Raw genomic sequence first — 22207 nt, forward strand, 5'->3', positions numbered from 1 at the left:
CCTTAAGCCGCCCGCTCGCGGCGGATGCTAAAGACGCGGCTCACCCCGCGCTCGGTCGTCACCCCCCAGAGCGCCCCCGCCGTCTCCATCGTCGCTTTCTGGTGGGTGATGAGGATAAACTGCGTCCCGCGGCGCGACAGCTCCGACAAAAAGGTGCAGAAGCGGCGGATGTTGGCCTCGTCGAGGGGGGCGTCGACCTCGTCGAGCACGGCCAGCGGCAGCCCCGCGGGTCCTGAACCCGGTTGCGGAGCGCAGAGGGCGAACAAAAAGGCAAGCGCCCCCATCGTCCGTTCGCCGACCGACAGCAGCGAGAGCGAACGCGTCGTCTTACCGGGGGGTTGCAGCGCGAGCTTGAGCCCGCTCGGCCGACCATCCTCCCAGAGGAGCTCGGTGCTGGCGGCCGCGCCGCGCCCGAAGAGGTGTTCGGCGTAGCGCGCGAAGTCCTCACTGAGCTGCGCCGCGCCCGCTACTAGGCGCGCTCTCACCGTCTCGTCGAGTTCGGCCACGACCGCGTGCAGCTCGCGCACAGCGCGCTCCCCCTCGCCGCGCTGCGCGTCGAGCGCCGTGAGGCGTTCGCGCAGCGCGGCGAGCTCGGTGGCCGCGCGGTGGTTGACCGGCCCGAGCGCTGCGAGGCGCGCTTCGGCCGCCGCGAGGCGCTCGCGCAGCGTCCGCGCGGGCGCCTCCAGAGGCGCGAGGCCGGGCGGAAACGCTGCGAGCTCCGCCTCGGCGGCTTCGAGCGCCGCCTCGCGGCGCGCCACGGTGAGATTGAGCGCCTCGAGCTCACCCCTTTGCGCCGCCTGCTGCTGGCTGAGGTGCTCGAGCGCCCCCTCGGCCTCCCGCTCGCGCGCGCGCGCCGCCGCAAGCGCCACGTGGGGGGCGTCGGGGTCGGTGGGCAGCGCCGCGCGGGCGGCCTCCAAGGCCGCTGCGGCCTCCGCCTCGGCGTCTGCGGCCGCCGCCTGCGCGGCGCGGAGTTCGGCCGCGCGCGCGCGCAGCGCGCCGAGCCGGGCGCGCGTCTCGTCGAAGTGGCGCCGCGCCGCCTCGTAGCTCGAGCGCCGCTCGAGCCACACGGCGAGCGCCCGCTGCGCCTCAGCTACCGCGCGCTGCGCCGCCGAAGCGCCCTCGCGCGCCCCTTGCAGGCGCGCTGTGGCCGCCTCGAGCGCCCCCTCCAGGGCGCCGAGGTCACCCCCCGGCAGCGGCGGCGGCGGCTCGAGCCCACGGGTCGCCGCCTCCAGGGCGCGGCGGCGCCGCTCGAGGTCGGCCTCGAGCGAGGCGCGCGCGGCCGCCGCCTCGCGCAGCTTGGCGTCCTCGGCGCGCGCTGCCTCGAGCGCCCGCTCGGCGCGCTCGCGCGCCTCGCGCAGCGCCCTTAGCGTCCCCTGCTGCGCGACGAGCGCCGCCTCGGCCTCCGCCGCCGCCCCTTCGGCGGCCGCAGCCTCCTCCTCGGCACCTTTGAGCTCAGCCGCCGCCCCCAAGACGAGGCCCGCGGTCTGCGGACGCCCGCCGGAGAGGGCGCCGTAGGCTTCGAGGACGTCCCCTTCGAGGGTGACCATGCGCGGCCGCTGCGGGTAGCGCCGCGCGAGCGCGACCCCCGCGTCGAGGGTCGTCACGAGCAGCGTCGCCCCCAGCAGGTTTTCCACCACCGCCGCGAAACGCGCGTCACAGCGAACGAGCTCGCTGCAGCGGCCGATCACCGCCCCTTCGGCGAGCAGCTCGGGGGCGACGCGGGTGCTGCGCGCCTGGATGAGGTCTAAAGGCAGCACGGTGACCCACCCCCCCGCGCGCCGGACGTGCGCGAGCACCGCCTGCGCGACCTCCGCAGAGGCCACCACGACGTTTTCGGCGCGGCGCCCGAGGGCGCTCGCGAGCGCGACGCGGTAGCGCTCCGGCACCGCGATGAGGTCGGCGACCGACCCGAAGACGCCCGCGATCCCCGACGTCAGGGCGCTCTTGGGGCCCTGGGTGTAGCCGCGGCGCGCCTCGAAAGCGGCGCGCAGCCGCGCGGCGGCCGTGCGCTTCGCCTGGTGCTCGGCGACCGCCGCCGCGTGCCGCCCCTGCAGCGCTACGACCGCCTCCTGGGCGGTGGCGAGCGCGCGCAGCGCGCGTTCGCGCTCGGCCTGCGCCGCTTCGAGGGCCGCCGCGGCGTCGCCCTGCGCCGCCTGCGAGGCCGCCGCGCGCGCCTCGAGGGCGGCCTCGTCGGCGGCGAGCGCCGCGCGCTGCTTTTCGAGCGCCTCGAGCTGCGCTTGGTAGCGCGAGCGCGCCGCGCGCGCGTCGGCGTCGCGGCGCTGCGCCTCGCGGAGCGCCGCCGCTCGGGCAGCGACCTCCTCCTCCAACGTGGCGAGCGCCGCCTGTGTCTCGGCTGCCTGCGCCTCGGCCGTTTGCAGGCGGTCGCGCAGGGTCGCTTCGTCCCCTTCGGGGGGCTCGGGCGGGGTGAGCGCCTCGCCGGCGGTGACGTCGCGCGCGACGCGCGCGGCCTCTTCGGCGAGGGCGGCGCGGCGCGCCCCGAGCGACGCCAGCCGCTCCTCGGCGAGGCGCACGTCGGCGCGCCGCGCCGCGTGCTGCGCGACGGCGGCCCGCAACGCCGCCTCGGCGGCCTCCGACGCCGCGCGCGCCGCGCGGCGCTCAGCCTCGGCCTCGACGAGCGCTTCGCGCCCCGCCGCGACAGCCTCCTCGAGCTCGGCGCGGCGCGCGCGCAACCCCTTAAGCTCCTCCCGAAGCCCCCGCACGCGGCCGTGGGCGAGCGAAAAGCGCACCTGCAAGCGCTCGCGTTCGGCCGCGGCGGCGCTCGCGGCGTCGGCGGCCTCGCGCTCCAGACCCGAGAGGCGCGCCGCGAGCTCGCCGCGCAGATCCCCTAAACGCGCGAGGTGCTCCTGCGCCTCGGCGAGGCGCGCCAGGGTCGTCTCGCGGCGCGCGGCGAGGCGGGCGACACCGACGCTCTCGGCGAGGAAGGCGAGCAGCTTGGGCGGGTCAGCCATGAGCACGCTGCCGACCTCCCCTTGCCCGATGACCGCCAATGCGCCGCGCCCGAGCCCGCTGCCCGCGAGCGCCTCCTCGAGGTCCAAAAAGCGCGCCGCGCGCCCCCCGAGGCGCAGCTGGCTCTCACCGCTACGCAGCAGCGTGCGCGACACGCAGAGCGTCTCGCCCTCGCGCTCGAACTCGAGCTGCACCTCGGCGAACCCCAAGCTGCGTTTGCCCGCCGAACCGTGAAAGATGAGCTCGGTCTTGTCGCCCGCGCGAAACGCCTCCGCCCGCCCCCCACCGGTCGCCCAGCGCAGCGCGTCGATCAGGTTGGATTTGCCCGAACCGTTGGGCCCGACGATCGCCGTGACCCCTTCGGTGAACTCCAAGGTGGTGCGGTCGGCGAAGCTTTTAAAACCCTGCAAGGTGAGCGAGGTCAGGCGCACGGGCCCCAGTGTAACAAGCCGTAGCCCCGACGCGGCCGCCAGGCGCGCCTACGGCGACTGAGGCCGCGGCATTTAGGTGAAAGTATTCACAATACTCTTGCTCGTGAAATCTTTGTTTGATCTCACCCTCTAAAGCGCTTCTCAAAGGAACCTGGTACGCTGGCGCCATGCTTCGGCCCTCTCGATCCAGGCTGCGCCTCGGCGGCGCCCTGCTCCTGCTCCTCGCGGGGTGCGGCGGCGAACTCGACTCCCCGGGGGAGGCGCTGCGCCTCTTTTCGTCCTCGTTAGACCCCGCCTTCGTCGGCGAGGCGTACAGCTTCGACCTCGTCGTCACGGGCGGGCTCGCCCCCTACCGCTTCGAACTCCAAGGGGGCAGCCTCCCCCCCGGCGTGACGCTGCAAAACGGCACGCTGAGCGGGGTGCCGACGCGCGAGGGGCGCTTCGACTTCTCCGTTTCGGTGAGCGACGCGCGGCTCTCGCGCACGGTGCAGGACTTTTCGCTCGAGGTCACCACGCCCCCCCCCGCCGAGCTGGTGCTAAACGTCCCGCCGACCGAGGTGCGCGACGTCGTCACGGTGCCCATTAGCGTCCGCGGGGGGCGCAACCTCCAGGCGCTGCGCACGCAGCTTCGCTGGAACGACGCGCGCTTCGAGCTCGTACCGGGGAGCGTGCGCGCCGCGCGCGGCAACCTCGCGCTCTTGCAGCGCGCGCAGGCGGGGGAGCTGAGCGTGGACGTGGCCTTTTTGGGGCCCGCTCTCACCGGCGACGCGCAGCTCTTTACCTTCGACCTCCGGCCCGTTCAGCCGAGCACCCTGCGGCTCACGGCCCGCACCGAGTACCGCACCCGGGACGGCGAACACGGGTTTTCGGCAGCCGAGGCCGGTACCGAACCGGTGGAGGAGGCAGAGGTGGAGGAGGCGGAACAAGGGGCGCCCGAACCGGAGCCCGACCCCACGGAGGAAGACGACACCACCGGCGGCAGCGACCCCGAGGATGGGGGGGGCTTATGACGCGCGCCCATTGGGGAGCGTTCACACCGCACGGGAGCTTCGGCTGGCTGAGCGTCCTTTTGCTGCTCGGCTTGGCCCTCAGCGCCTCTGCAACCGCGACGACCTTTCGCGAGCGGTCGCTCGACGAGCTTTTTCGCGCCGCGGAGATCGGCTTTTACGGGACGGTCCGCGAGCTCAGCACCGAAAACCGCGGCGGCGACCCCTACACGCTTGTCACTTTCGAGGTCGCGCGCGCCTTTCGGGGGGTGCCCGAAGGGGCGGCCGGGGAGGCGCCGACCGTGCAGCTGGCCTTTTTAGGGGGCACGCTGCCGAACGGGCAGACGCTCTCGGTCGCGGGGATGCCCGAGTTTGCGCTCGGCGACGAGGTGCTCGTGCTCGCCTACGACGCCCCCTACTACTCCCCCATCGTGGGGTTTTCGCAGGGGCTGTGGCGGCGCACGCCCTCGGGGCTCGTCGACCCCTTTAACCGCACGCTCGCGCTTAGCGCCGCGGGCACGCTCGTCCGGGGCGGTGACGACACCGACGTGCAGGCGGTTCTGGCGGCCGTGCAGCGGCGCCTCTCGGGGGCGCCGTGAGGCGGCTTTGGGGCGCGCTCGCCGCCTCCACCCTGATCGTCGGGGGCGCAGCGTTCGCGGTCGACTACCGCCTCAACGCCGAAGGGGGCCCGGGGGACCTCGGTGAACGGGTCGCGCGCGCTTTCGAGCGGTGGGCGGCGGTCGAGGGGGGCGAGGTACGCTTTAACGAGGACCCGGCCGCGCCCGCCGTCATCCGCTACGGCGACGGGACCCGCTTCGGCCCCGACACCCTGTCACTCACCGTGCAGCGCACGCCGGAGACCGAGACGCGGGTGCTCTTAAACCCGACCGCACCCGACGAGCGCGCCCTGCTCCACGAGGTCGGGCTGCTCTTGGGGCTCGCGCCAGCCCCGCTCACCCAGAGCGTGATGAACCCCCTGCTGGGGCCCGGTGCGGGCGCCGAGCTCACCCCCGCCGACGAAGCTGCGCTGCGCGCGCGCGTCGCGTTTGCCCCCGAGGACATCAACCAAGATGGGGTGGTGGACTTTTACGACCTCGCCGCCCTCGCCGCCGCCTACGGCTCGAGGGGGGTGAACTTGCCCGAAGACATCACGGGCGACGGCGTGGTCGACGGCGCCGACCTCGAGCGCCTGCGGGCGGCTTATGTGTTCGGCGCCCCCGCCGAGGTGCCGCCGGAAGCGGCGGTTGAAGGCGACCCGGAGGCGATGACCGGTGGCGCGATGACGGGTGGCGCGATGACGGGCGGGGCGTTGACGGGTGAAGAGGGGCGTGCGGACGTTGCCGGTGGCGGCGAGGCAGACGCCGACGCGCCCGACGACCTCGACGGTGCGGACGACGCGGCGGAGGGCGGCCTCTAGGCGCAGCGAAGCGCGTCTCGCGCACCGGCGCCAAACCCGACTCCGGGAGCTAACGCCGGCAGCGGCGGGAGTGCTATGCTCAGCTCCCAAGGCGCTAGCGCGGGTGCGCGGCACCCGCGCGCTGCACCGCCCGCCGAGCGCCAGTGCCGCGCTCTCAAGGAGACCGCTATGAACCGCCGTTACCGCTCGATGCTCGTGCTCCTTATCCCCCTCCTCCTCCTCGCAGGCTGCCGCAACGAGACCCAAAACCGCATCCGGCGTGAGATCCAAGACTTCACCGGTCAGCGCATGTTTATCACCGTCTACGCCTTTGATGGCACGCCGGTGTACGAGGGGCGCACCAACGGCCAGGTGACGCGCTCGGTCTCGAGCGTCGTTAACGGCGCCCCCACCGAGCTCGCCTCGTACGTCTACTGGTTCGACGAGACGGGGCGATACTTTCAGACCAACATGCCCTATTTGCTCTCCTCAGCGCCCCTCACCCCCGCTCAGGGCGGCGGCGCGTCGACCACGCCGACGGCCCCTTGAGGCGGCGGCGCGTCGCCTTTCACTGCGGGGTCAGGGGCTGCTTGTGAAACTTTTCTTCTTTGTGTGAAGCTTTCGTGGAGGCCTCCCCGCGCCGCTGCGCCCCGAAAGCTTGCTACACTAGCGCCATGAGCCGCTACCGCGTCACCTTCGTGGCCCTTTTGGCCCTCGTTTTAGGTGGATGTACGGTCTACGTCCGCCCCGACACCACCCCCCCCGTACGCCCCGTGCCGGTCAGCGTCGAGGCGATCCGCACCTTTGAACCGACGCGCGGCGCGGGGGCGGTCTACGACCTCGGCAGCACGATCTCCTTTCGCCTGCTCACCACCCAAGACGGCTACGTCACGCTGACCTCGTTCGGCGCGGGCGGGGTGGTGCGCGTGTTCGAGCGCAACGTCTTCGTGCGCGCCAACACCCCGGTCGAACTGCCCGGGGACGTGCGCAGGGTCGCCTACGAGGTCTCGCCGCCGCGCGGCGAACGCACGGTGCGGGCCTCGTTTAGCCCCGAACCCTTCCCCGATGAGCTCCCCGAAGGGGCGCTCGACGAAGCCGAAACGACCTTTTTCGTCCGTTGAAGCTCCCCGGGGCGCGCTTCGCGCTCACCGTGATCCTGTGGGGGACGCTCGTGGGCGCCGCCGTTCGTGCGGCCCCCGCCCCCTACCCCCCGCTCCCCGCAGACCCCACCCTCGAGGCCGAGCTGCTAAACCTCACCAACGCGGCGCGCGCGCGCGAGGGGCTCGGCGCGCTCGTCCCCGACGAGGCGCTCGCGCTCGCCGCGCGCCACCACGCGCTCGAGATGCGCACGCTGGGGTTTTTCGCGCACACCTCGCCGACGCCGGAGAACGCCACCCTAAGCCGGCGGGTCGCTCGCTCCGGGAGCTTTGCCCGCGTGCTCGGCGAAAACCTCGCCTGGATCCGGGGTGGGGCGGTCGCCGCGGAGAGCGTCGCGGGGTGGCTGAGCTCCCCCGGCCACCGCGCGAACCTGCTCAGCCCCGACTTTACCCACGTCGGGTTCGGGAGCGCCGCCGCCGAAGACGGCCGCACCTTCGTCGCGCAGGTGTTCGCCTACCTGCCCGCGCCCCTCGAGGCCGCAGAGGTCGTCGCCACCCCGGAGCAGGTCACCCTCACGGCGGTGCGGTTCGAGCTCACCCGGCCCGCCGAGGTCGCCCTCTTTTACGAGGGTGACCTCGGCGGCGCGCACACCCCGGTGACGGCCCTGGAGGCGGGGGAGCACACCCTCACCACCGAGGCGTTGGGCGCTGGGGAGGCGGTGCACCTCCAGCTCGGCGTACGTGCGCCGGGCGCGAACGGGAGCTTTTCCGCGCAGGACGAGGGCTGGCTCGAGGCGGGCAGGTGGCGGGGGGGCGGGGGCGCGCCGCGCGACGGCGCGCGCCTCCTGCAGGTCACGCAGCGGCGCCAGGAGCGGCGCACCGAGGAGGTGCAGCTGCGCTTCGCGGGGCGCTTGCCGAGAGGGCTCGGTGGGTGGTGGGGGGAGCGGTTTTTCGCGCCCACCCTCGAGGAGACGGCCGTGGGGACGGTGCTGCGCGCGACCGTCCCCACCGCGGACGGCGCCGAAGGGCCGCCCGTTCTGCTTTTAGGGGAGCCGGACGGGGCGGGGACGTACCGGGTCGTGTACGGTTTTCAGCTCCTCCGGGAGGGTGACGCGCCGCGCCTCGTCCCCGCTCCCCCCGACGCGCCGTAGGCGCTACGCCACCGCGTCAAAGGGGGCTACGGGCCGGAGGGTCTCCTCGTCCTCGGGGTGCCCCGCGTGGTAGCGCCCGTCGAAGCACGCCAGACAGGTTGAGGCGAGGCCGATGGCGCGCGCGAGCCCCCCTTCGGAGATAAAGCGCAGCGAGTCCGCCCCGATGCGCTCGCGGATCTCCTCTAGGGTCATGGTGGCGGCCGCGAGCTCTTTGCGCGCCGCCGTGTCGATGCCGTAGTAGCAGGGGTACTTGATGGGGGGCGAGGAGACGCGGAAGTGCACCTCGGTGGCGCCGGCGCTCCGCAGAAGCTGCACGATGCGCCCGCTCGTGGTGCCGCGGACGATGGAGTCGTCGACCAACACCACCCGCTTGCCCGCGACCGAACTCGTGGTGGCGAGCTTGAGGCGGACCTTAAGCTCGCGCAGGCGCTGGGTGGGGTTGATAAAGGTGCGCCCCGCGTAGGGCGACTTGTAGAGCCCCAGGTCGAAGGGGATCCCCGAGGCGCGCGAAAACCCCACCGCCGCCGCCAAACCCGACTCGGGCACCCCGACCACCACGTCGGCCTCGGCGGGGGCTTCGGCGGCCAAAACCTCGCCCATCCGCACCCGCGCGGCGTGCACGTCGACGCCGTCTAGAGCGCCGTCGCCGCGCGCGAAGTAGATCCACTCGAAGGCGCAGGGGGTGGGGTTGGGCGTCAGCACCTGCCGCGAGTGGAGGCCCTGGCTGTCGGCCACCACGAGCTCCCCGGGCCGCACGTCGCGCACGAAGGTCGCGCCGACGACGTGGAGCGCCGAGGGCTCGGAGGCGAAGACGTAACCGCCACCTAGTTCGCCGATCACCAGCGGCCGCACCCCGTTGCGGTCGCGCAACCCCAGGATCCGGTCGCGGTCCATCAAGACGACCGCGAAGCCCCCCTGGAGCTCGCCCATGACCCGCGCGGTGGCGTCCTCCAACGAGAGCCGGCTGTAGCGGGCGATGAGGTTGAGCATCACCTCCGAGTCGTTGGTGGTGTTAAAGATCGCCCCCGCCTCGAGCATCTCCCGGCGGATGCGCCCCGCGTTGGTGAAGTTGCCGTTGTGGGCCAGAGCCAAGATGCCCTTGTTCGAGCGCACCGTCAGGGGCTGCGCGTTAAAGCGCAGCGACGCGCCCGTGGTGGCGTAGCGCGTGTGCCCGAGCCCCACGCGCGCCCCGGGCAGGCGGAGCTTGTCGAGGCGCGCCTCGGTAAAGACCTCCGCCACGAGCCCCATGTCCTTTTCGATAACGAGCTCCTCGCCGTTCGAGACGCAGATGCCGCACGACTCCTGGCCGCGGTGTTGGAGCGCGAAGAGCCCCAGGTGACACAGCGAGGCGACGTCGGCGGGTTCGGGGAGCCGCACGGCGAAGACGCCGCACTCCTCGCGGGGTTTGTCCAGAGCGTGGGGGTGGCTCACGATAGGGCCGCCTCCAGCGGCGCGCGGTAGGCGCGCCCGAGCGCGCTTAAGGGGAGCGTCACGGTCCGCGCGGCGGCGCGCAGCTCGAGCGTCACCGCCTCCCCCCCCACCGCGCCGAGGCGCCGCACGGGGAGCCCGTAACCCGCTAGGTGCGCCGTCACCGCCGCCACGCGCGCCTCGGGCACCGCGAGCAGCACCCGCGAGGCCGCCTCGCCGAAGAGCAGGGCGTCGGGGCGCAAAGGGTCGTCCAGCGCGACCCGCGCCCCCATCCCCCCGGCGAGCGCCATCTCCGCGAGCGCCACGGCGAGGCCGCCCTCCGAGAGGTCGTGGGCGGTGTCGCAGAGGCCCCTTTGGATAAGGCTCGAGACGCCGTCATGGAGGGCCCTGGCGCGCTCGAGGTCGAGCCGCGGCGGGCGCCCGCGCTCGAGCCCGTGGACGCGCGCGAGGTACTCCGAGGCGCCGAGCTCGTCCGTGTTGTCGCCGACTAGGAGCACGGCGTCGCCCGCGCGTTTAAAGGCGAGCGTGGCGCGTTTCGTCACGTCCGGCAGGCGCCCCACGAGCCCCACCGTCGGCGTCGGGTGCACCGCGCGCACCCCCCCTGGCGCCCGGTACTGGTTGTAGAGGCTGACGTTGCCCCCCGTCACGGGGGTCCCGAGCGCGAGGCAGGCGTCGCGCAACCCCTCGACGGCCCGCGCCATCTGGTGGTAGACCTCGGGGCGGGTCGGGTTGCCGAAGTTGAGGTTGTCGGTGATCGCCAGCGGCGTCGCCCCGACGCAGGCGACGTTGCGCGCGGCCTCGGCGACGGCGTGCTTGGCCCCCTCGTAGGGGTCTAGGTAGCAGTAGCGGGGGTTGCAGTCGGTGGTCGCAGCCACGCCCAGGGTGGTCCCCTTGACGCGCAGCACGGCCGCGTCCGCTTCGCCGGGCAGCACCACGGTGTTGGTCATCACCTGGTGGTCGTAGCGCTCGTACACGGGGCGCTTCGAGGCGACCGTGGGGCTCTCTAGGAGCGTCAACCAGGCGCCTTTTAGGTCACTCGGGACGGGCACCTCCAGGGGCACCTCGCGCGCCGCGCGCACCGCCTCGTCCTCGCGGCCCTCGCGCGTGTAGCTCGGCGCCTCGTTGAGCGCCGCGACCGGCAGCTCGCCGACGACGCGGCCGTGCTCGAAAAGGCGCAGAGCGCCGTGCTCGGCGACCTCGCCGATCGCCACCGCGTCGAGCTCCCAGCGCGCCAAGAGCGCGAGCAGCTCGGGTTCCTGGTCGGGGCGCGCGGTGAGCACCATCCGCTCCTGCGACTCCGAGAGCATGACCTCGAGGGGGCTCATCCCCGGTTCGCGGCGCGGCACCCGCTCCAGGTAGAGGTCGACCCCCCGCCCCGCGCGGTAGGCCATCTCGGCGACGCTGCTCGACAACCCCGCCGCGCCCATGTCCTGCACGCCGACCACCAGCCCCGCTTGGATCGCCTCCAAGCACGCCTCCAAGAGGAGCTTCTCCATAAAGGGGTCACCGACTTGCACCGCCGGCCGGTCGGCGTCGCTCGCTGCGGAGAGGTCGGCCGAGGCGAACACAGCCCCGCCGAGGCCGTCGCGACCCGTTTTCGACCCCACGTAGATCAGGCGGTTGCCGACCTCGCCGACGGTGCCCGACTGCAGCGCCTCGTGGCGCAAGAGCCCGAGCGCCATCACGTTGACCAGCGGGTTCTCCGCGTAGGAGGGGTGAAAGACGATCTCGCCGCCGACCGTGGGCACCCCGACCGCGTTGCCGTAGTGGGCGATGCCCTCGACCACGCCGCTCAGCAGGTAGCGGGTGCGGGCGCCCGTCTCGGGGTCGTCGGGGTCGCCGAAGCGCAAGGAATTAAGGACCGCCACCGGGCGCGCGCCCATGGCGAAGATGTCGCGCAAGATCCCGCCGACCCCCGTCGCGGCGCCCTGCACGGGTTCGACGGCGCTCGGGTGGTTGTGCGACTCCATCTTAAAGGCCACCGCCCAGCCCTCGCCCACGTCCACGACGCCCGCGTTCTCCCCCGGCCCCTGCAGCACCTGCGGGCCCTCGGTGGGCAGGCGCTTAAGCAGGGGCCGCGAGTTTTTGTAGCCGCAGTGCTCGCTCCACAGGGCGCCGAAGACGCCCGCCTCGAGCGCGTTCGGTTCGCGCCCCAGGTGCGCGGTGACCCGGTCGAACTCCTCCGGGGAGAGCCCAAAGGTCGCCGCCCGGTCGCGCAGGCTGCGCGCCCCGGGTGGCGCCGAGCGCGTCACGCCGCCCCCGCCAGGGCGCTCAGGAGCGAGGCGAACACCCCGACGCCGTCTTCGGAGCCGAGCAGCGCCTCGACCGCCCGCTCGGGGTGCGGCATGAGCCCGAGGACGTTGCCGCGCTCGTTTGTCACCCCCGCGATCGCGTTCAGGCTGCCGTTGGGGTTGGCCTCTGCGGTGACCTCCCCTGCGGGGGTCGCGTAGCGGAAGACGACCCGCCCCTCACCCTCGAGCCGCTCCAAGGTGGGGACGTCGGCCACGAACCGCCCCTCGCCGTGCGCCACGGGGAGCGCCAAGACCTGCCCCGCGCGGTAGGCGTTTGTAAAGGGGGTGTCGGCGCGTTCGACGCGCACGAAAGCGCGTCTGCAGACGAAGTGCAAGCCCGTGTTGCGCGCGAGCGCCCCCGGCAAGAGGCGCGCTTCGGTGAGCAGCTGAAAACCGTTGCAGATGCCCAAAACAGGGCCGCCGCGCGCCGCGAAGCGCGCGACCTCGCTCATGACGGGGCTAAGGGCCGCCATCGCGCCGCTGCGGAGGTAGTCGCCGTAGGAAAAGCCGCCCGGCAACACCACCGCGTCGCTGCCCTTAAGGTCGGTGTCGGTGTGCCAGACGCGCCGCACCCCGAACCCCAGGTGCTCCAGGGCGAAACAGGTGTCTTCGTCGCAGTTCGAACCGGGAAAGCGCACGACGGCGACCCTAAACGCCGCTGCGGGGCGGGGCTTCGGGGCGGTAGGCGCGGTTGTGGCGGCTGTCATGGCGTGGGTCCAAGGGCCGAGGCGTTCACCCCTGTAGCTTAGCATCCCCCCCGACAGGGGGGGGCTAGCGCACCTTTCACCGGGGCCGCCGCGCCCTACACGGCGCGTGGTACACACCCCAACGTCAGCTAAGCGTAAAATGCCCAGCGACGACGCCCTCGGGGGATCCCCCGAGGGCGCTACCGGGGGCGCGCAACCACGGTGGGGCCTCGGGTGGCGCACCCCTTGGCGGCGGGCACGCCGAGGGGTAGAATGCACCCTTAAGTGTTCGTGAAAGCTCCCTAAAGCTTCATGAACGGGCTACGAAACCGTGGCATTCGCGCGACGACCCGCGGGCGCACCACGCGCTCTCCCGAGGTTTTGGTGCGTAGTTGGAGGGTCTTTTGTCAGACGCCTTGGAAAACGTGATCGAATCGGGTTCGGCGAGGCGCGCGGAGCTCGAGCTTTTAGAACCCCAACCGGACGCACCGAGTAGCCCCTGCAGGGCGGTTCAAGGAGAGAAGCCCAACGGCGCGTCGCGGCGCGGTGACGTCTTCGACAAAGCGTTCGCTTTTACCCGCGCCGACGAGGCCGAGGCGGCGGGGATGCACCCCTACTTCAAACCCATCGCCGAGCAGCACGGCGGCACGGTCGTCGTGGGTGGGCGCGAGATGGTGATCACCGGCTCGAACGACTACCTGGGGCTCACCCAAGACCCGCGGCTTAAAGAGGCCTCGCGGCGGGCGCTCGACACCTTCGGCACCTCGTGCACCGGTTCGCGGTTTTTGACGGGGACGCTGACGCTCCACGAAACGCTCGAAAAGCGCCTCGCCGAGTTTTTACGGGCCGAGTCGGCGCTCACCTTTAGCGCCGGTTTCCTGGGTTCTTTGGCCGTACTCAGCGCGCTCACCGGTCGCCAGGACATCCTCTACTTCGACCGCGAAAACCACGCCTGCTTGTATGACGGCGCGCGCCTCTCCTACGGGACGCTGCGCAAGTACGAGCACGGCAACCTCGCCGACTTAGAGCGGCTGTTGCAGCGCGACCGCGACAAACCCGGCGGCCGCATGATCGTCACCGACGGGGTGTTTTCGATGACCGGGCACGTCGCCGATCTGCCGGGGATCATCGCGATCGCTAGGCGTTACGGCGCGCGGGTCGTGGTCGACGACGCCCACGCGACGGGGGTCTTGGGCCCGACGGGGCGCGGCACCGCCGAGCACTTCGGGCTCGAGCGCGAGGTCGACCTCATCCTCGGGACCTTTTCGAAGTCGTTCGCTTCGGTCGGGGGGTTCGTCACGGGCCCGCGCGCGGTGGTGAACTTTATCAAGCATAAAGCGCGCCCCTTTATCTTTACGGCGGCGCTGCCGGCGATGCAGATGGCGGCCGCCTTGGCGGCGCTTGAAATCATGGACGCCGAACCCGAACACCGGCAGCGGCTCTGGGAGAACGTCGCGGTGCTGCGCACCGGGATGAACGAGCTCGGCTTCGACACCCTCGGCTCACAGACCCCCATCGTACCGGTGCTTATCGGCGACGACGAGCTCACCATGGCGGTCTGGAAGGGGTTGTGGGAGGAGGGCATCTTCACCACCCCGGCGCTGCCGCCGAGCGTGCCGGTCGGGCAGGCGATCATCCGCACCTCGGTTAACGCCAACCATACCCCGGAGCAGCTGGAAAAGCTGCTCACGGCCTTCGGTCGGGTCGGGAAGCGCTTCGGCGTGATCTGAGCGGCCCTCACAGCGCCTTGAGACCGCGACCGAAAGCCCCTCCCCAGAGCCCCGCGACCGGCGGCGAGGGCGCGCGCGTGACGCTGCGGGCGCGCGGGCACACCCACCCCGGGCAGGGGCGGGCGTGAACGTCCGCCCCGTCGTCTCGAGGCGCGACCTGGCGCGCTTTATCGAGCTGCCCTACGCGCTGCACCGCGGCGACCCGAGCTGGGTGCCGCCCCTGCGGCTCACCGAGCGGGCGCGCTTCTCGCGCAAAAACCCCTTTTTCGAGCACGCCACCATGCAGCTCTTTTTGGCCGAGGATCGCGGGCGCACCGTCGGCCGCGTCGCCGCCATCGACGACCGGCTCCACAACGACACCCACGGCGACAACCTCGCCTTCTTCGGCTTTTTCGAGGCGCTCGACGAGACGAGCGCGCTCGCGCTCCTCGCGGCGGTCGAGGCGTGGGCGCGCGCGCGGGGGCGCGCCGCCGTGCGCGGCCCCGCCAACCCCTCGATGAACGACGGCTCGGGGTTTCAGATCGACGCTTTCGGCACCCCCCCGTACGTGATGATGCCCTGGAACCCGCCGGCCTACCCGCGCTACCTGGCGCGGGCCGGTTACACCAAGGTCAAGGACCTCTACGCCTGGCTCTTCGACCACCACAGCGCGGCAGTCTCGCGGCTCGAGCGGCTCGCGGCGCGCGTCCAGAGGCGCTACCCCGTGCGGGTGCGCCCGGTCGACCTCAAACGCTTCGAGGCCGAGCTGGCGATCGTCGAGCGCCTCTACAACGGCGCTTGGGAGGAGAACTGGGGGTTCGTGCGCTACACCGAGGCCGAGTTTCGGGCGCTCGCGCGCGAGCTCAGGCTCATCATCGACCCCGAGATCGCCGTCTTTGCCGAGCTCGCCGGGGAGCCCGTCGGCCTCGCGCTGGCGCTGCCCGACATCAACCAGGTGCTCAAAAAGATGAACGGGCGCATCGTGCCGTTTGGCTTCGTTCACCTTCTGCGGCGCCGCCAGCTCATCGACCAGGCGCGGCTGCCGATCCTGGGGGTCGTCAAGGAGCACCGGCACAAGGGGTTCGAGCTCGTCTTGATCCACGAGATCATCCGGCGTTCGCGCGCGCGCGGCTACCGGCGCGGCGAGTGCTCGTGGATCTTGGAGGACAACGAGGCGATGAACAAGGGGATCGCGGCGGCGGGGGCGGAGCGCTACAAGACCTACCGGCTCTTTCAAAAGGCCCTCTAGGGGGGACGCCGCGCCCGCGTTCCCGGTAAACTCTCCTCGTGCTCTCCCCCCTTGCCTCGCTCAAGCTCGTCTTCGGCGACCTCAGGGCGCTTTTACAGCCCCCCAAGCTCGCGCTCTACCTCGCGGCCGGCCTCGCGCTCCAGGCGGCCTACTGGACCCTCGGGAGCCCGGGGCCGCAGCTCGTGGGGGGCGCGCCGCGCGGGCTCGGCAGCGCGCTGCAGAACGTCGCGTGGGCGCTTGTGCTCCTGCTCGCCCTCCCCGCGCTCCTCATGCGCGCGCTCGGCGACGACCCCAGGCGCGCGGGGCTCACGCGCGGCGACCTGCGCTTTGGCCTCTCGCTGCTCGTGGGCGCGCTCCTCGTGGCGCTCCCCGTGCTCTTCGTCGCCGCCGCGTCGCCCGCGCTGCAGGCGGTCTACCCGTGGGCGGGCGACTGGCCGGGGCGCAGCCCGCTGCACCTGGTCGTCTGGCTGGGGGTGTACGGGCTCTACTACCTCGCGTTCGAGTTTTTCTACCGCGGCTTTATGCTGCGCACCCTCGAGCCCCACTGGGGGCTCCCGGCCGCCATCTGGGCGCAGACGCTCGCCTCGACCCTGGTCCACCTCGGCAAACCCCTCCCCGAAACCTTGGGCGCTATCCCCATGGGGCTCCTTTTCGCGCTGGTCGCCGTGCGCGGCCGCTCGCTCGTTCCGGCTGTCGCCCTGCACCTGTTGATCGGCGCCCTGACCGACACCTTCGCCCTCTGGCACCAGGGCCAGCTCTTCTGGTGAGGGCGCCGTGAAAGTTCTCGTCACGGGCGCGCACGGCTTTATCGGCAGCCACCTCACCCGGCTGCTGCTCGAAGAAGGGTGCGCGGTGCGGGCCCTGGTGAGCCCGTGGGGGCGACCGGACAACCTGAGAAGCGTGCTGGAAAACCCGCGGCTCGAGCTCGTGCGCGCCGACGTCACCGAGCCCCACACCCTCACCGGCAGCTGCCGCGACGTCGAGGTCGTCTTTCACGCCGCCGCGCGGGTCGCAGAGTGGGGGCCGTGGGGGCCCTTCGAACGGGTCAACGTGCGGGGCACCGAGAACCTGCTGCGCGAGGCCGAGCGCGCCCGCGTGCGGCGTTTCGTGCTCGTCTCGAGCGTCGCCGTGCACCGCTACACGGGTTTTCGGCACGCCGACCCACGCGCGCTGCCCCTAGACGGCGACGTCAACGCCTACGCCCGCTCCAAGGCGCTCGCCGAGGCGCTGGTGATGCGCGCAGGGGGGCTCGAGCCCGTCGCCGTGCGCCCCGGCCTGCTCCCTTTCGGCGCGCGCGACCCCAACTTGGCGCGGCAGGTCGCGGCGCTGCGCTGGGGCGGCGTGCCGCTCGTCGGGGGGGGCCGGGCGGTCTTTAACACCGCCTACGTCGGCGACCTCGCGCGCGGCCTGCTGCTCGCGGGAACCGTGGGGGCCGCCGCGGGCCGCGTCTACGTCATCGGCGACGCGGGGATGACCTCGTGGCGCGACTGGTTCGGGACGCTCGCGCACCTCGCCGGCGCCCCGCGGCCCCGGCTGCACCTCCCGGGTGATGCGGCAATGGCGCTCAGCAGCGGGGTCGAAAGGGTGTGGGCGCGCCTCGCCCCGCGCACGCCGCCCCCCCTAAGCCGCTACCTCGCCTACGTGGTGCGCCGCGACGTGCACTTTTCGCTCGCGCACGCCGAGCGCGAGCTCGGCTACCACCCCCGCTGGCGCTGGCCGGAGGCGCTGGAACGCACCCTCGCCGAGATGGGGGCGCTTAGGAGGCGCGAGCAGCGGTGAAACCTCACCTCTTTTTCGCCACCCTCGCCGCCGGCGGCGGGCACGTCGCCACCGCGCGGGCGCTCGCGCAGGCCGTCGAGCGGCACTATCCGGGGCGCTTTACCCCAATCGTCTCGGACTACATGAGCGACCTCGGCTTTCACGCCGAGGACGAGCGCCACAAAGCCCTCTGGCGCTGGATGCTCGCGCACCCCTGGAGCGCGCGTTGGGGGCAACGCCTTATGGACCGGCTGCCGACGCTGACCAACCGGCTCCACCGCCGCACGCTCGACGCCGTCGCGAAGGCCGCCGCCGCGCACCTCGGCGCGCTCCGCCCCGCGCTGGTCGTCGCCAACCACGGCTGGCTCGCCGTCGCGCTGACGCGGGCGCAGCGGCGCTACGGGCTCCGCGCGCGGGTGCTCACCTTCGCCACCGAACCGCTCGACGCCTCGGCGCTCTGGGCCGAAAGGGAGGCCGAGCGCTTCGTGGTGCCCTCCTCGGGGGCGCTCGCGGACCTCGTGCGCTTCGGCGTCCCCGAAGCCCGCATCGACCTCATCGGCTACCCCGTTCAGGACGCTTTCCTGCACCCGCCGGCGCAGGCCCAAGCGCGGCGGGCGCTAGGCCTTGGCGACCGCCTCACCTGCCTCGTCTCGCTGGGCGGGGAGGGGGTCGGCCGGGAGGCGCAGCGGGTCGTCGAGACGCTCGCAACCCACCCCACGGCGCCACAAGTGGTGGTCGTCACGGGCCGCAACGCGGCGCTGCGGGAGCGCCTCGAGGCCCGCGGGGGCGTTCACGTCTTCGGCTTCGTCGACACCATGGCCGAACTCGTCGCGGCCGCCGACGTGGTGGTCGGCAAAGCCGGTCCCGCGTCGGTCATGGAGGCGCTCGCGGTCGGCCGCCCGCTGCTCCTCACCGCCTACGCGGGGCTTAACGAGCAGAAGCTCGTGCGCTTCGTCAAGGCTAGAGGTTTTGGCGACTTCGTCCCGACGCCCGAGGCGCTCGGGCGCTCGCTCGCGCGCTACGCCCAACCCGCGGTGCGCGAGCGCGTCTTTACCGAGAGCCGCCGCTTGGGTTTTGACGCGATGACGCGTCACCTCGCCCACTACCTCGCGGCGGCGGCAACCCAGGGCTTCCCCACGCGACCGGTGCGGGAGCGGGGGCTGGCGTAAAGGTCAAGGCCCCTGTGGGGCGCGCCGCACCCTCAAGGGTGGCGTGAGATGGGCTATACTCATGCGCTATGGCCCCAGGCTTCGACTACCTCATCGTAGGGGCGGGTTTTGCCGGTAGCGTGCTCGCCGAGCGCCTCGCGTCGGTGCGCAACCGCCGCGTGCTCATCATCGACCGCCGCGCGCACCTCGGCGGCAACGCTTTTGACGCCTACGACGAGCACGGCGTCCTCGTTCACCGCTACGGCCCCCACATCTTTCACACCAACTCGGAGCGCGTTTTCGCGTACCTGTCGCGTTTTACCGCCTGGCGCCCCTATCAGCACCGCGTGCGCACGCTCGTCGACGGCCGCCTGCTCCCCTTTCCCATCAACCTAGACACCATTAACGAGCTCTACGGGCTAAGCCTCAGCAGCCTCGAGCTCGAGCAGTTTTTCGCCGAGCGCGCCGAAGCGCGCGAGGTCGTCGCCACCGCCGAAGACGCGGTGGTCACCAAGGTGGGCCGTGAGCTCTTCGAGAAGTTTTTTCGCGGCTACACCCGCAAGCAGTGGGGGCGGGAGCCGAGCGAGCTCGACGCCTCGGTGACCGCGCGCGTCCCCGTACGCTTGAACCGCGACGACCGCTACTTCACCGACACCTACCAGGGCGTCCCCAAAGAGGGCTACACGCGGCTTTTTGAACGTCTGCTCGCGCACCCCAACATCAAGGTGATGCTGCAGACCGACTTTTGCGAGGTCAAGGGGTTGATCCCGTACAAGCACCTCGTCTACACGGGGCCCATCGACAGCTTTTTCGGCTTTTCGCTCGGCCGCCTCCCCTACCGCTCGCTGCGCTTTCACCAAGAGGTCCTCGACACGCCGGAGCAGGGCCTCGTGCAGCCGGTAGCGACCATCAACACCCCCAACGACACGCCCTACACGCGCGCGACCGAGATGCGGCAGCTCACCGGGCAGAAGCACCACAAGTCGGTGGTCATCTTCGAGGAGCCGCAAGCCGAAGGCGACCCCTACTACCCCATCCCCTGCCCCGACAACCAGGCCCTTTACGAGGCGTATCGGCAGCTCGCGAGGGAGCGTAAGGACGTCACCTTCGCGGGGCGGCTGGCGAGCTACCGCTACTACAATATGGATCAGGTGGTCGCACAGGCCCTTAAGCTCGCCGACACGCTGCCGGACGTTTGACGTGGCGCCCCGCGTAACCCCGCTAGCGCGCCGCGCCGCCCCATGGAGAGGCGTCCCGTGAAGAGGCCCATCAAAGGTGCCCCCCTCCGCCGGAGCGCCCCTGGCGGCTACGTGTGGCGAGCGGCCCTCGCCTCGGCCCTCTTCGGGCTTTTGGGGCTCGCTGCGGCGCTCTTTTGGTTCGGCGAACCCGGCGACCTGCGCGCGCTCGGCACGCTGTCGCCGGGGGCGCTGGCCACCTCCCTGGCGCTGCTCGGCCTCTCCTACCTCTGCGGCGGGCTGCGCGTCGCGCTCCTCGCCCGCGTGCTCGGCTACCGGATGCGTTTGCGGAGCGCCGTGCGGGCCCACATCCTAGGCCTCTTTAGCGCGGCGGTGACCCCCTCGGGGAGCGGTAACGCGCCCGCGATCGCGCTCATGCTGATCCGCGACGGCGTCACCAAACCGCACGCTTGGTCGGTCGCCTTTTATACGGGGGTGGTCGACGTGCTGCTTTTCGTCTGGGCGCTGCCGCTCGCCCTCGTTGCGCTCACGAGAAGCCCCTATCTGCCCCCGGGGCTGCTCTGGTGGGGGTTGCTCTTTAGCCCGCTCCTCTTGGGCCTCTGGTACGCTCTGGCGTTTCGCTTGGGCAGCACCCTGGCGCTCCTCGAAAAGCTCTTCTACCTGCGCCCCTTGCGCCGCTACCGGGGGCGGATGCGGCGCTTTCTCGAGGGCTTCGGCGCCGCCGTGATGCTGCTCTCGCGCGAGCTGTCGTGGAACCGGCTGCGGTTTCTGGTCGCGCTGCAGCTCCTTAGCGCCGGGATGCACGGGAGCGTCTTCGCCATCTTTTTGGTGGTCGCCTCGAGCCTCGCGCTGCACGTCGACCCCGCGGCGACGCTCGCGCTCTTTCTGGTCGTATCCGTGGCCTCGTTTCTGGTGCCGACCCCCGGCGGGAGCGGTTTTTTAGAGTTTGCCCTGCTCGGTTTGATCGCCGCGCGGAGCGAAGCGGCGCTCGTCGCCCCCGCGCTCCTCGTCTGGCGCGCGCTGTCGTTTTACCTCGTCTTTATCCTCGGCCCGCTTTTAGGCGGCGCGGCGCTCCTCAAACCCTCCTCCGCCCCTCTCACCCCGCAGCCCACCGCGAGCGACGACTAGCCCCCCGTCAGCACCCCCTGGGCGCTCACGGCGTACAATGGCAGAGCCCTAAACTGCTCTGGGGGGTGCTATGAAACTAGGGACGCTAGGGGGCGAGAGGCTGCTCTTTACGCTGCGGGGGGTCGGGGTCGTTCAGCTCGAGCCCGACACCGACCGGTTCGTGTGGGCGAACGCGACCTTTTGCGAGCTGGTGGGGCGGAGCGAGCGGGAGCTGCAGGGGTGCGTTTACGGCGACCTCGTCCGCCGCGACGACGGTGGGCTCGGCTACAGCGCCGCGCCCACCGTCGGGCGCTGCGTGCGCCAAGACGGCTCGGTGGTGTGGCTCGAGCGGCACGACACGGCCCTCACCGAAGGGGGCGAAGAGGTCACGTTCGCCGTCGTCACCGACGTCACCGAGCACGTCCGCGCCGAGGCCGCGCGGCGCGAGGCGCAAGAGGGGCTAAGTATCGCCCTCGAGGCGGCGCAGATGGGGGTGTGGCACCTCGACCTGACGCGCGACGTGGCGCCGCGGCGCTCGCTGCGTCACGATCAGATCTTCGGTTACGAGACGCTGCAGGAGACGTGGGGCGAAGAGGTCGCCAAACGCCACGTCGTCGCGGCCGACCGGCCGATCTTCGACGCGGCTTTCGCCGAAGCGCGTCAGACGGGGCGGCTCGAGTTCGAGGTGCGCATCCAGACGCCGGGGGGCGAGGTGCGCTGGATGGCGGCGCGCGGGCGCTTTTTCTTCGACGAGGCGGGGCGGCCGGTGCGCGGGGCGGGCGTCAACTTCGACATCACCGAGAGCAAGCGGAGTGAGGCGGAGCGGGAGCGGCTGCTGGGGGAGCTCAGGGCGCTTAACGAGACCCTCGAGCAGCAGGTGACGGAACGCACCGAGGCGCTCCGGCGCAGCCAGGCCCGCTTCGCTCAGGCGTTTCACCTGGGTCCCGTCGCGGCGTGCATCACCACCCTGGCGCGGGACGCGCGCCACGAGACCTTTTTGGAGGTCAACGGGATGTTTACCGAGCTCACGGGGTACACCGCCGACGAGGTCCTCGGCCGTACGGCGCACGAGCTCGGCATGTGGTCGTCGCGTGAAGACCAAAGCAAGGTGCACGCGGCGCTCGGTGCGGGGAGCGGGTTTCGCAACCTCGAGCTGCAGGTCGAGACCAAAGCCAACGGCCTGCGCGACGTGCTGCTCTCGGCCGAGACGATCACCTTAGGGGGTGACGCGGGCGACGAGCGGGGGCTGCTCAAACTCTTTTACGACATCACCGAACGCAAAAGGGGTGAGGAGGCGCTTTTTCGGGCGCTGCAGGAGGTGATGTCGGACACGGCTTGGTTTTCAACCCAGGTGATGGAGCGCCTTGCGCAGATCCGCGCGGGTCGCCCCAAAGCCGCGCCGAGCGTGGCGCTCACCGAGCGCGAGCGGCAGGTTTTGGCGCAGCTCGCGCAGGGCAAGAGCAACGAGGCCATCGCCGCCGAACTCGGGCTCGCGCGGCAGACGGTGCGCAACTACATCTCGGTGTTGTACGACAAGATCGGCGTGCATTCGCGCGCCGAAGCGGTGGTGTGGGCCAGGGAGCGGGGGATGACGGGGCTCTAGCGCC

The 22207-nt window shown here is 71.8% G+C and carries 18 protein-coding genes; 14 read left to right on the forward strand and 4 right to left on the reverse strand.

Translation table 11 applies throughout. The features are described 5' to 3' along the window. Positions 1-2: 2 nt before the first annotated feature. Positions 3-3398, reverse strand: a complete 3396-nt coding sequence (smc, locus tag TRAD_RS07655) for a chromosome segregation protein SMC (RefSeq protein WP_013178033.1) — start codon at positions 3396-3398, stop codon at positions 3-5. Positions 3399-3565: 167 nt separating this feature from the next. Between smc and TRAD_RS15210 the strand changes: the two genes are divergently transcribed. From TRAD_RS15210 to TRAD_RS15215, 6 genes are all read left to right on the forward strand, one after another. Further along, positions 3566-4408 (forward strand): putative Ig domain-containing protein, encoded by an 843-nt coding sequence (locus TRAD_RS15210; protein WP_013178034.1) that lies wholly within the window; start codon positions 3566-3568, stop codon positions 4406-4408. Then, positions 4405-4983, forward strand: a complete 579-nt coding sequence (locus TRAD_RS07665; protein WP_013178035.1) for a hypothetical protein — start codon at positions 4405-4407, stop codon at positions 4981-4983. The genes TRAD_RS15210 and TRAD_RS07665 overlap by 4 nt, the downstream gene beginning before the upstream one ends. Then, positions 4980-5801, forward strand: coding sequence for a hypothetical protein (locus TRAD_RS07670; protein WP_013178036.1), 822 nt, complete (start codon positions 4980-4982; stop codon positions 5799-5801). Before TRAD_RS07665 ends, TRAD_RS07670 begins: the two co-directional genes overlap by 4 nt. Before the next feature lie 168 nt (positions 5802-5969). Continuing rightward, positions 5970-6329, forward strand: coding sequence for a hypothetical protein (locus TRAD_RS07675; RefSeq protein WP_013178037.1), 360 nt, complete (start codon positions 5970-5972; stop codon positions 6327-6329). A gap of 125 nt (positions 6330-6454) precedes the next feature. Then, positions 6455-6901, forward strand: a complete 447-nt coding sequence (locus TRAD_RS07680) for a DUF4384 domain-containing protein (RefSeq protein WP_013178038.1) — start codon at positions 6455-6457, stop codon at positions 6899-6901. Continuing rightward, positions 6898-8028 (forward strand): CAP domain-containing protein, encoded by a 1131-nt coding sequence (locus TRAD_RS15215; RefSeq protein WP_013178039.1) that lies wholly within the window; start codon positions 6898-6900, stop codon positions 8026-8028. Before TRAD_RS07680 ends, TRAD_RS15215 begins: the two co-directional genes overlap by 4 nt. Before the next feature lie 3 nt (positions 8029-8031). Here TRAD_RS15215 and purF read toward each other — a convergent pair whose 3' ends face one another. From purF to purQ, 3 genes are read right to left on the reverse strand one after another with little or no spacing between them, the layout of a single operon-like run. Then, complete coding sequence (gene purF / locus TRAD_RS07690; protein ID WP_013178040.1) at positions 8032-9459, reverse strand: amidophosphoribosyltransferase; 1428 nt, start codon at positions 9457-9459, stop codon at positions 8032-8034. After that, positions 9456-11708 (reverse strand): phosphoribosylformylglycinamidine synthase subunit PurL, encoded by a 2253-nt coding sequence (gene purL / locus TRAD_RS07695; RefSeq protein ID WP_013178041.1) that lies wholly within the window; start codon positions 11706-11708, stop codon positions 9456-9458. Before purL ends, purF begins: the two co-directional genes overlap by 4 nt. Further along, positions 11705-12454 carry a phosphoribosylformylglycinamidine synthase subunit PurQ gene (gene purQ, locus TRAD_RS07700; protein WP_049773016.1) on the reverse strand — a complete coding sequence of 250 codons (750 nt, stop codon included), beginning with the start codon at positions 12452-12454 and terminating at the stop codon, positions 11705-11707. Before purQ ends, purL begins: the two co-directional genes overlap by 4 nt. A gap of 383 nt (positions 12455-12837) precedes the next feature. Between purQ and TRAD_RS07705 the strand changes: the two genes are divergently transcribed. From TRAD_RS07705 to TRAD_RS15225, 8 genes are all read left to right on the forward strand, one after another. Further along, positions 12838-14163, forward strand: coding sequence for an aminotransferase class I/II-fold pyridoxal phosphate-dependent enzyme (locus TRAD_RS07705; protein WP_013178043.1), 1326 nt, complete (start codon positions 12838-12840; stop codon positions 14161-14163). Positions 14164-14287: 124 nt separating this feature from the next. Beyond that, the gene (locus tag TRAD_RS16325; protein WP_013178044.1) at positions 14288-15391 is read left to right on the forward strand and encodes a hypothetical protein; all 1104 of its coding nucleotides are present in this window, start codon (positions 14288-14290) and stop codon (positions 15389-15391) included. Between the two features lie 38 nt (positions 15392-15429). Next, positions 15430-16158, forward strand: coding sequence for a CPBP family intramembrane glutamic endopeptidase (locus TRAD_RS15220; RefSeq protein ID WP_013178045.1), 729 nt, complete (start codon positions 15430-15432; stop codon positions 16156-16158). Between the two features lie 7 nt (positions 16159-16165). Continuing rightward, complete coding sequence (locus TRAD_RS07720; protein WP_013178046.1) at positions 16166-17170, forward strand: NAD-dependent epimerase/dehydratase family protein; 1005 nt, start codon at positions 16166-16168, stop codon at positions 17168-17170. Beyond that, positions 17167-18318, forward strand: coding sequence for a glycosyltransferase (locus TRAD_RS07725; RefSeq protein ID WP_013178047.1), 1152 nt, complete (start codon positions 17167-17169; stop codon positions 18316-18318). Before TRAD_RS07720 ends, TRAD_RS07725 begins: the two co-directional genes overlap by 4 nt. 68 nt (positions 18319-18386) lie before the next feature. After that, positions 18387-19496: a UDP-galactopyranose mutase gene (glf, locus tag TRAD_RS07730; protein WP_013178048.1), complete on the forward strand. Its 1110-nt coding sequence runs from the start codon at positions 18387-18389 to the stop codon at positions 19494-19496. Positions 19497-19553: 57 nt separating this feature from the next. Next, entirely contained in the window at positions 19554-20621 is a 1068-nt protein-coding gene (locus TRAD_RS07735; protein ID WP_013178049.1) for a lysylphosphatidylglycerol synthase transmembrane domain-containing protein, read from the forward strand. A gap of 70 nt (positions 20622-20691) precedes the next feature. Next, the gene (locus tag TRAD_RS15225) at positions 20692-22203 is read left to right on the forward strand and encodes a PAS domain S-box protein (protein WP_013178050.1); all 1512 of its coding nucleotides are present in this window, start codon (positions 20692-20694) and stop codon (positions 22201-22203) included. The last annotated feature ends 4 nt before the right edge of the window (positions 22204-22207 follow it).

Source organism: Truepera radiovictrix DSM 17093 (assembly GCF_000092425.1).
Lineage (GTDB): Bacteria > Deinococcota > Deinococci > Deinococcales > Trueperaceae > Truepera > Truepera radiovictrix.